Annotated in this window: 5 protein-coding genes and 1 pseudogene; 2 read left to right on the top strand and 4 right to left on the bottom strand. The window is 46.4% G+C overall.

Annotated elements, in window-relative coordinates; all coding sequences use genetic code 11:
* Positions 1–131: 131 nt before the first annotated feature.
* A pseudogene (locus tag RH949_RS10425) lies at positions 132–717 on the bottom strand (Uma2 family endonuclease).
* Positions 718–1529: 812 nt separating this feature from the next.
* A complete protein-coding gene (locus RH949_RS10420; protein WP_446352912.1) occupies positions 1530–3257 on the bottom strand; it encodes a diflavin flavoprotein in 1728 nt (575 codons plus the stop codon).
* A gap of 693 nt (positions 3258–3950) precedes the next feature.
* On the opposite strand from RH949_RS10420, the gene RH949_RS10415 reads away from it, so the two are divergent.
* On the top strand, positions 3951–4553 hold the full coding sequence (locus RH949_RS10415; protein ID WP_446352910.1) for a hypothetical protein: 603 nt from the start codon (positions 3951–3953) through the stop codon (positions 4551–4553).
* Between the two features lie 138 nt (positions 4554–4691).
* On the opposite strand, the gene RH949_RS10410 is transcribed toward RH949_RS10415, so the two are convergent.
* Positions 4692–4874, bottom strand: coding sequence for a hypothetical protein (locus tag RH949_RS10410; RefSeq protein WP_044206606.1), 183 nt, complete (start codon positions 4872–4874; stop codon positions 4692–4694).
* A gap of 388 nt (positions 4875–5262) precedes the next feature.
* Positions 5263–6069, bottom strand: a complete 807-nt coding sequence (locus RH949_RS10405; RefSeq protein ID WP_044206604.1) for a pantothenate kinase — start codon at positions 6067–6069, stop codon at positions 5263–5265.
* 344 nt (positions 6070–6413) lie between these two features.
* Here RH949_RS10405 and glgX point away from each other — a divergent pair.
* Positions 6414–8461, top strand: a 2048-nt coding sequence (gene glgX, locus RH949_RS10400) for a glycogen debranching protein GlgX (RefSeq protein WP_446352908.1), incomplete at its 3' end; no start/stop codon positions are given.

The raw sequence follows: 8461 nt of genomic DNA, 5'->3' as shown, positions 1-8461 counted from the left end.
CTTTAATGGAGCCAATAATATTGCACTTGTGGGGCTGTCTATAAACCAGCCTGGAGGCACGGGGTTATCGTGCAAGCTAAGCCGAACTATTAAGTATGTTCAGCGTTCGACTGAGCGCTCACGCCGAAGTCTTAGCTTGTTCGATGACTGAGCGGGCTACTAAAAACCCAGACCTCAGCTCTTAGCAAGTCTGGGTAGTTTATCTCTTGTCCCTGACGATAAATTTCCACCTGCCGATCCTTACGATTAATCAGCCAACCCAACCGCAATCCACTCGCCCAATACTCCAACATTTTGGTCTGAAGTGGCTTTAATCGATCCGTGCGAGACCGCAACTCGATCACGAAATCTGGGCAAATTGGCGGAAATCCTTCCCGTTCTTCCTGACTCAATCCTTGCCATCGGCTTACTTCTACCCAAGCCACATCTGGAGAGCGTTAGCGAAGCTTCTCGCTATGCGAGCTCGCCGCCTGCGGGTAAACTAAATACAGTTTGAGAACTAAACACCACTCCTAACTGAGTTTGTTGGTTCCAAATCCCCACCTGAATAATCAGATTTGCCTCACGTTTGCCCCCTTCACCCCCGATAGGTGTCACGATAATTAATTCTCCCGTTGATGAACGTTCTAGCGGTAAATCTGGATTCGCCTGACACAGTTGAAAAAACTGTTCCCGTGTCAGGGTGGTAATTGGGTCTAAATTCAGTACCGTTGTCATATCCGTTATATAAGAAGCTGTTGATGATGATGAGTTTGAAGCATGACCCAAGAGGGAAGCGATCGCAGAAAATTCCGTCCTATATAACGGTGCAATTCTTCTCCACACTCCATCTATCATCAAATTGTTTTTTTGTCAAATATGCCCCTCTCGCCAGTGCCGAAATTGGGTCATTGGGGTATGGTTGTAGTCTTTTATTTTTTCGACGTCTGGCGAGGTGGAATGACGTGATTTTAGGATGTTGAAGCGTTTGGTGGAAAAATTGACAGGAAAAACCTAACTTACCTTAAAAAACAAAACTTCATAAAGTATACTACAGAGGAAAAACAACGTCAAATTAGGCATTGTCAGCGATGGCTGGGGTCAGCCGTATTTTGCCTTGTCTTTAGAAGATTAAAACTAAAATGTTAAATTGAAAAGTTTTGTTTAACATTTGATGGTTCCCTCCTTTTCTTAATTCCCCCCTTTCAAAGGGGCTAGGGGGGATGGAGATTAGAGGATGAGGGTGAAACGGTTACCCGTCTTGGTTTTCAGTTTAAGTTGCATGGATGCACGTTGGCAAAGGGCGCAAGTCTTTGCGCCCCTACATGCCTCCAACCTAGAGCGGGTTGCGGAAATACTTGAGCAGCTTTGTAAATACGATGAAGCTGAGGGAGCTGGGGGATCTGTTTGTCTACCTCACTTACTACCAAAAGCGCTGTAAGAGACAATCCTTTAACTTATGGGGCGCATATCGCAAAGAGGACAGACAAACCACGACAAAATCAGCGATCGCCCCCATTCATCACCAACCAAGGACAAATGACTAATGACTAATAATGATTCCCCACCTTACGATGATGTACCGCCGTCATCGCATCCGTCTTAGACACTCGTCCCGCCGAAACAGTGGCATAAATAGTCCAGTGATCGCCACAATCTAAGCGACTTTTCACTTCACATTCCATATAAGCTAAAGCATCAGCTAAAATCGGAGAACCATTGCTGGCAGAATAAGTTTTAATCCCCTCAAAACGGTTTGCACCGGGCGGGAAGCGCTTGAGGAAATGCTTCATCAGCCCTTGGTAATTCCCAGCTTCCAAGACATTGAGAATAAAGCGATCGCCCACATACATAAACGACTCAATCGCCCGATCCTTTGCCACCGCCACCGATACGCCCAAGGGTTTAAATGACGCTTGCGCTACCCACGACGCTACCATCGCACTGGTGATATTCCCCTTTTTGGCAGTAATAACATAGAGCCCACTGCTGATTCGCCCCAAGGCTTTATCCAAATCACTATCCAGGGACTTCGTTTGCTTAATCGTGCGATCGCGTGACAGCCATTGTCCTAAATCCGTCCCCGCTTCTTCACATAACTGATAAACCCGTTCATTCGGTGTATCTTTGACTAAAATCGGCGGGAATCCTGGCGTTAGTCCTAAATCCCGGAACTTATTCACCAACAGATACGCCGATTCACTCTCAAGAGCCCCCGATTCAAACACACCAAACGACTGCTTCGGATTCGTCGCCCCCAAAATTGTACCCATCGCAGTTTGGGCGACAGCAGCAACGTCTCCCGTCGTCGGCGGTGTACCCATCACCACCCCAGACGCAATACTCATCAATTCCTTAATCTCTTGCGGATCAGCCGATCGCAAGTCCATCATATCCACCGCCACTCCAGTTTTAGTAATTCCATGGGCAATCGCTTGGGAAAGGCGATCGCTATATCCGTAATCAGAGATATAAAATACAGCAACCGTCGTGTCTGCTTTTGCCTGTTCCTCACTCCAGCGCCGATACCGTCCGGTGAGTTCACTCAGGTTGTGATAGAGTAAAGGTCCATGACCTGTAGCAATGGTGCTAATTTCAGGTAACTTGTCCATCCGTTTTAGAGCGGATAGCACCGAACGGGCATTGGGACCCATTAAACAGTCATAGTAATATTTAAAGTCGTTTTCGATCAGGTCGATGTCTTCATCGAAGGTGTAATCATCACAATAGTGCATCCCAAAAGCATCACAGGTAAATAGAACCTGGGTTTTGGTATCGTAGGTGAAAATCGTATCGGGCCAATGGAGATTCGGCGCAATGACAGCTTCCAGGATATGCCCATTTCCCAAATCAACGCGATCGCCGTTTTTGACGATTTGCGATTGAAACGGCTGATTCACCCAATTTTCCAGGAATTGGATCGCCACTTTTGAGCCAACCACCGTAATATTGGGGGCAAGTGCCAGAATATCTTTAACTAAGCCACTGTGATCCGGTTCCGTGTGGCTAACCACCAAATAATCTAATCTGGCTGGGTCAATTAATCCCTTCAATGTATCCAGGTAAAGTTGGCGAAACTTTTCATGAGAGGTATCCACCAACGCCGTTTTTTCACTCTGAATCAGGAACGAGTTATACGTCGTACCATTCTGTAAACCAAATTCTATATCAAAGCGATCGCGATCCCAATCCAGCGATCGGATTGCCGTGGTATCCGGGGCAATTTCGGTAGTCTGCATCGTCAACCGACGCTGAATTCCCTCTGCTACTGCGACCATCGGTTGTCTCCTTTCTTATATCAACTTCATTTACTCGACTTTTTAATTATCTTTACATATTAATTGAGAATTTTAGATTTAAATAGCTTATTAAAATGATTCAGGATTTAATAGCGAGTCCCTCTAAACAATGATTATTTCCTTCTGCCTTCTCTCCCCCCTGGATTTCGGGTTTTTCCGGATGCAGTCAGGCATATAGAGAAGGAGGGAAAGGTAGATGCACCCTGATGACTCCCCTCAACGCCTATTTCTCCTTCGCGTTGAGGGTTTTTTCTGAAGGAGTGACAAGCCGTCTAAAACTTTTTAAATAAGGCTTTGAGCGACATTAGCATCTCCAAAGATGAAGCCTTATTGACAGATGAAGACCACCCGATGAGATATAGCAACCGCCATAGCGGTTAGGACACATCATTTAAGTCCAGTGACTCCTCTCACCCTTAACCATTTCAGTAATCCGTTGGGTCTAATCTAGAACCAAGTCACCTCTGTCGTAAGTAAAATTTGTCAATCGGAAACAGGCAAATGCCATCCTGCAACTGATTTAACCCCAGCGAATAATACTGGGCAGTAGGCAAAATCCCCCTTTAATAAGAGAATAATTTTCTGAATTTTCTAACTATCAAGGGATGTAGAAAACCCCTGAACAGAGCGAACATAGAATTAGATGAGTCGTTTAATAAAGGTCTATACGCTATGTTCTATCAAAATTCACAAACTTCAAAAAACTCCCTGACACGAGGAATTTCTGCACTAGCGGCTGGTTCTGCTTTACTTTTCGGTACACCGTTGCTTGTACCTGAGGTGGCACAGGCTCAAAACCAAATGGTAGTCGCTCAGACGGCTGCTGCTATTCCAGCAACGAGCGCTCAAAGCCAGACGCTACATTTGAATAATGACAGGACTTATTCGTACAATCTGGAAGTTGCCCGTGGTACAACGGTCGATGGGATGTATATTCCTGCTGGTGCAACAATTCTGGGTCGCTATGAACCAGCAAGTGGGGGATTGCGCTACGTGGCGACAGGCGTGAGAATGAATGGTCGCACCTACAACCTTGATGCTACCTCAGAGGTGATAGAAGACCAAAAAGACCCACGGGACACCTCCACCGGATCAATCGCAGAAGATGCGGGTATCGGTGCTGCTGGTGGGGCGATATTAGGTGAAGTTTTCGGCGATGCGGGCATTGAAGAAATCATTGGCGGTGCTGTCGCTGGTGGTGTCGCAGGTAATGTTACGGCTGACCGAGTGGTTGTGATAGAACCGGAGGAAACGATTGTCCTCTACGGCAGCTAGAGCGTCGGTTCAGTAAAATAACTTGACAGAACGTGCAAAATCTGCATAATTTAGAGGCAAGCATTGGGGTAAACCGATCAAGTCACTCCTCAAAGGCTTGCCAATTAATTTATCTAATGCGATCGCGCTCCCGAATGCTCAACTCCAGTATGTGTCGTCTGAGTCTGACTCTTGGTCAGCAGAAGCGGTTTGATTTCGTACCTCGGTGTCTTGGTCATCCCCTGAACCCTGTCGGATTTGACGACATCTAGAAAGGAGTTCTTCAAGATTTTCTTCCATATCTTTTAGATCAAGTAGCTGGAGTTGGTTAGAAAAGGACATTTGTTTATTCTCTTAACTGTTTACCCTTGCCTATTTCCAGTATTCCAGAGTTACTAATAAATTCAGTGTATTACCTGTGTTTTTTTTGTGAAGTTATCGCTAAAAAACGATAAAGAAAATAGTTTTGAGAAAAATTTAATTCAATTATTTATTCTTTTAAGAAGTAGATATAGCAACCGCCATAGCGGTTAGGACACATCATTTATGTAGAGACGCGCCATGGCGCGTCTGGAACAATGGTGCCGAAAGTCCTAATCGATGTGTCTACTGCTATAACTTAAATATTCGACGACTCGACTGAGCGATCGCCGAACGTCCGAATTACGAGGTGTTGAGCGATTTAAATTTTTCTTTTATGTCCTAACCTTAGTGCGTAGTGCTATACATCTTAACCTGCAAGATTCTTCGTTATAGCCACAAATTTAATTCCCCAAAAAATTAAGTGGCGATCGGTAACAAGATAAGGATAAAATTTAGGATAACGACTATGTAAGTAGTAGAGTAGTAAGTCAGCGTCTCCACCCGTTAAAGCAATTGGGCTGTTAGGGAAACGCTGTAACCAATCGGCAATAAACTCTCGAATTCCTGCTAATAGAGTATAAATAACGCCACTTTCAATCGCGGTCAAGGTATCTATCGCCCAACGGTTGGGTAATTGGCGCTTCAGTGAGATAGACGGTAAAGCGGCTGTGTTGTGGGCTAAGGATTCGAGTTGTAATTTGAGTCCTGGTAGAATAGCGCCGCCGACGAGATGACGATGATCATCGACACCCGTAAAGGTTAGTGCTGTCCCCGCATCAATCACCAGCACCGGATAATTATAGGTTTCCCCCGCCCCTAACACAGCGAGGGCGCGATCAATACCCAAGGTAGGATAAACGCCTAAAAGCGGTACATCCTCTAGAGTAATAACGTGGGCAACTGGATAAGTTTGCCACAATGGAGTTTGCTCAGGAATGACTGAAGCGATATAAAGGGGTAGGTATGGATTGGAGGAATAACCAGAAAGAAAAGGTTCACCGAAGATGGTGGTAGGTAGAAGACCAGATGTCCAGTGTTGGATGATCGATTCCACCTCTGCTGCTGGGAAATGCTGGGTATCCCAAGCATCTTGGAGAGTATCTCCCGCAAACCAAGCCCAGTGTAGCCGAGAGTTACCAATCATCAATGCGACATAGTGGTCTGGGAGAGTCATGTGCGGTTAGAATTGCTTAGACATTAAGGATTAGTGAGTGAACAGTTTAAACGTATACCATTGGGTGTAATCAACGTTTCATCCATCAGCGCAGACCCATTCTGTTAGATGTTTGACGTCTCAAAGCAGTAGTTAACCCTACCAATCCCCAAAACAATTGATTGGCTGATCTACCCATTATTAATCAACTGCATCTAGTGTTAGGGAAGGGAATAATCTGCAAAATTATAGGTTGATCCTGATCAGGCGCAAATGCGATAAGTAATTAGATCCATCTTACGGCTTAGGAGAAAGGTTGCCTTGAGCTTGAGTATTTTATAGTGATGGAGTAAGGAGGTTCCTGCATGTACGTACCCGTTTGGCCCGGTAAAAGTTATCCTTTAGGAGCAACCTGGGATGGTAAAGGCACAAACTTTGCCTTGTTCAGTGAGAACGCAACGGCTGTCGAGCTTTGTTTATTCGATGATCAGGATGAGGAGACACGCTTCGAGTTGACAGAAGTCAGCAACTTCGTCTGGCATGGTTATTTACCGGGTATTGGTCCGGGACAACGGTATGGTTTCCGCGTCCATGGTACCTTTGCACCGGAGGAGGGTCATCGCTTCAATCCCAATAAACTGCTCATTGACCCTTATGCTAAGGCATTGGATGGCGAGATTGGCTACGGGGAGGAAATCTTTGGTTATCCGTGGGATGATCCAGAAAAAGACTTGGTCTTGTCTGAAAGCGATGATGCTCACCTGGTACCTAAAGCCGTGGTAGTCGATGAGTCTTTTGACTGGGAAGAGGACGAACTGCTGCAACGACAGGCTCACGAAACGATTATTTACGAAACCCATGTTAGGGGCTTCACGAAGCTAAACCCAGACATCCCCGAACCCTTACGCGGAACTTATGCGGGACTTGCCCATCCTGCCGCGATCGCGTATCTTCAGACTTTAGGGATTACGGCGGTAGAATTGCTCCCCGTGCATCACTTTTTGTCCCAACCCGGACATTTAGTGGATAAGGATTTAAAGAATTACTGGGGTTATGATTCCATAAACTATATGGCACCCAATGCTAATTACAGCGCCAGTGGCACTCAAGGGCAACAGGTGCGTGAGTTCAAGGAAATGGTTAAGGCGCTACATAAAGCGGGGATTGAGGTGATTCTGGATGTCGTCTACAATCATACCGGCGAAGGCAATCATCTCGGTCCCACGCTTTCCCTACGCGGAATTGACAATGTAGCCTATTACCGCGTAATGGAAGATGACCCTCGCTATTACATGGATTTTACCGGCTGTGGTAATTCCCTGAACGTGCGTCATCCCCAAGTCCTCAAGCTGATTATGGACAGCCTGCGGTATTGGGTGCTACAGATGCATGTGGATGGCTTCCGCTTTGACTTAGCCTCAGCATTGGCGCGAGAACTCTATGAGGTGGACAGTCTGGCGGCATTCTTTGATATTATTCACCAAGACCCAGTTCTCTCGAATGTGAAGTTGATTGCTGAACCCTGGGATGTGGGTATGGGCGGCTATCAAGTGGGTAAATTCCCTTTGCTATGGTCCGAGTGGAATGGGCAATATCGGGATACGGTGCGCGACTTTTGGCGCGGTGAAGATAGCAGTTTAGCCGAATTTGCCTATCGGTTCACCGGAAGTTCTGACTTGTATGAGTCCAATGGACGCCGACCGAGTGCTAGCATTAACTTTATTACTGCCCATGATGGATTTACCCTGAATGACCTGGTAAGCTACAACGAAAAGCATAACGAGGCAAATGGGGAAGAAAACCGGGATGGGGAAAGCCATAACCGTTCCTGGAATTGTGGGGCGGAAGGCGAAACCGATGATCCAGAGATTCTCCAGTTAAGGAATAGACAACGGCGCAACTTTTTGGTCACGCTGATGTTATCCCAAGGTGTCCCCATGCTACTAGGCGGCGATGAAATTGGGCGAACGCAAGGGGGCAATAATAATGCCTACTGTCAGGATAGTGACATCTCCTGGTTTGATTGGGATTTACCGGAGGAAAATGCCGCCCTTCTCGACTTTACCCGTGAACTGATCTATTTCCGCCGCCAGCATCCCACATTCCGGCGACGCAAGTGGTTTCTCGGTCGAGCGATTCACGGTTCTAGCGTTAAGGATATTGGTTGGTTCAACCCCGATGGCGGCGATATGACCGAGGATCAATGGATGGCGGGGTATACCAAGGCGATCGGTATTTTCTTAAATGGTGAAGAAATTGCCACGCCGGGAGTGGAGGGGGAACGAGTCATGGATGAGAGTTTCTTCATCTGCTTCAATGCTCACTATGAGATGATTGAATTTACGCTCCCTCCAGGATTGCAAGCCAGAGAATGGGTGGTGGTGATTGACACCGACAAGCCTCGCTTTGTCGA

Origin of the sequence: Coleofasciculus sp. A1-SPW-01, assembly GCF_040217205.1 — a bacterium.
Classification (GTDB): domain Bacteria; phylum Cyanobacteriota; class Cyanobacteriia; order Cyanobacteriales; family Coleofasciculaceae; genus Coleofasciculus; species Coleofasciculus chthonoplastes_A.
This window is presented reverse-complemented; position numbering and strand designations above follow the sequence as displayed.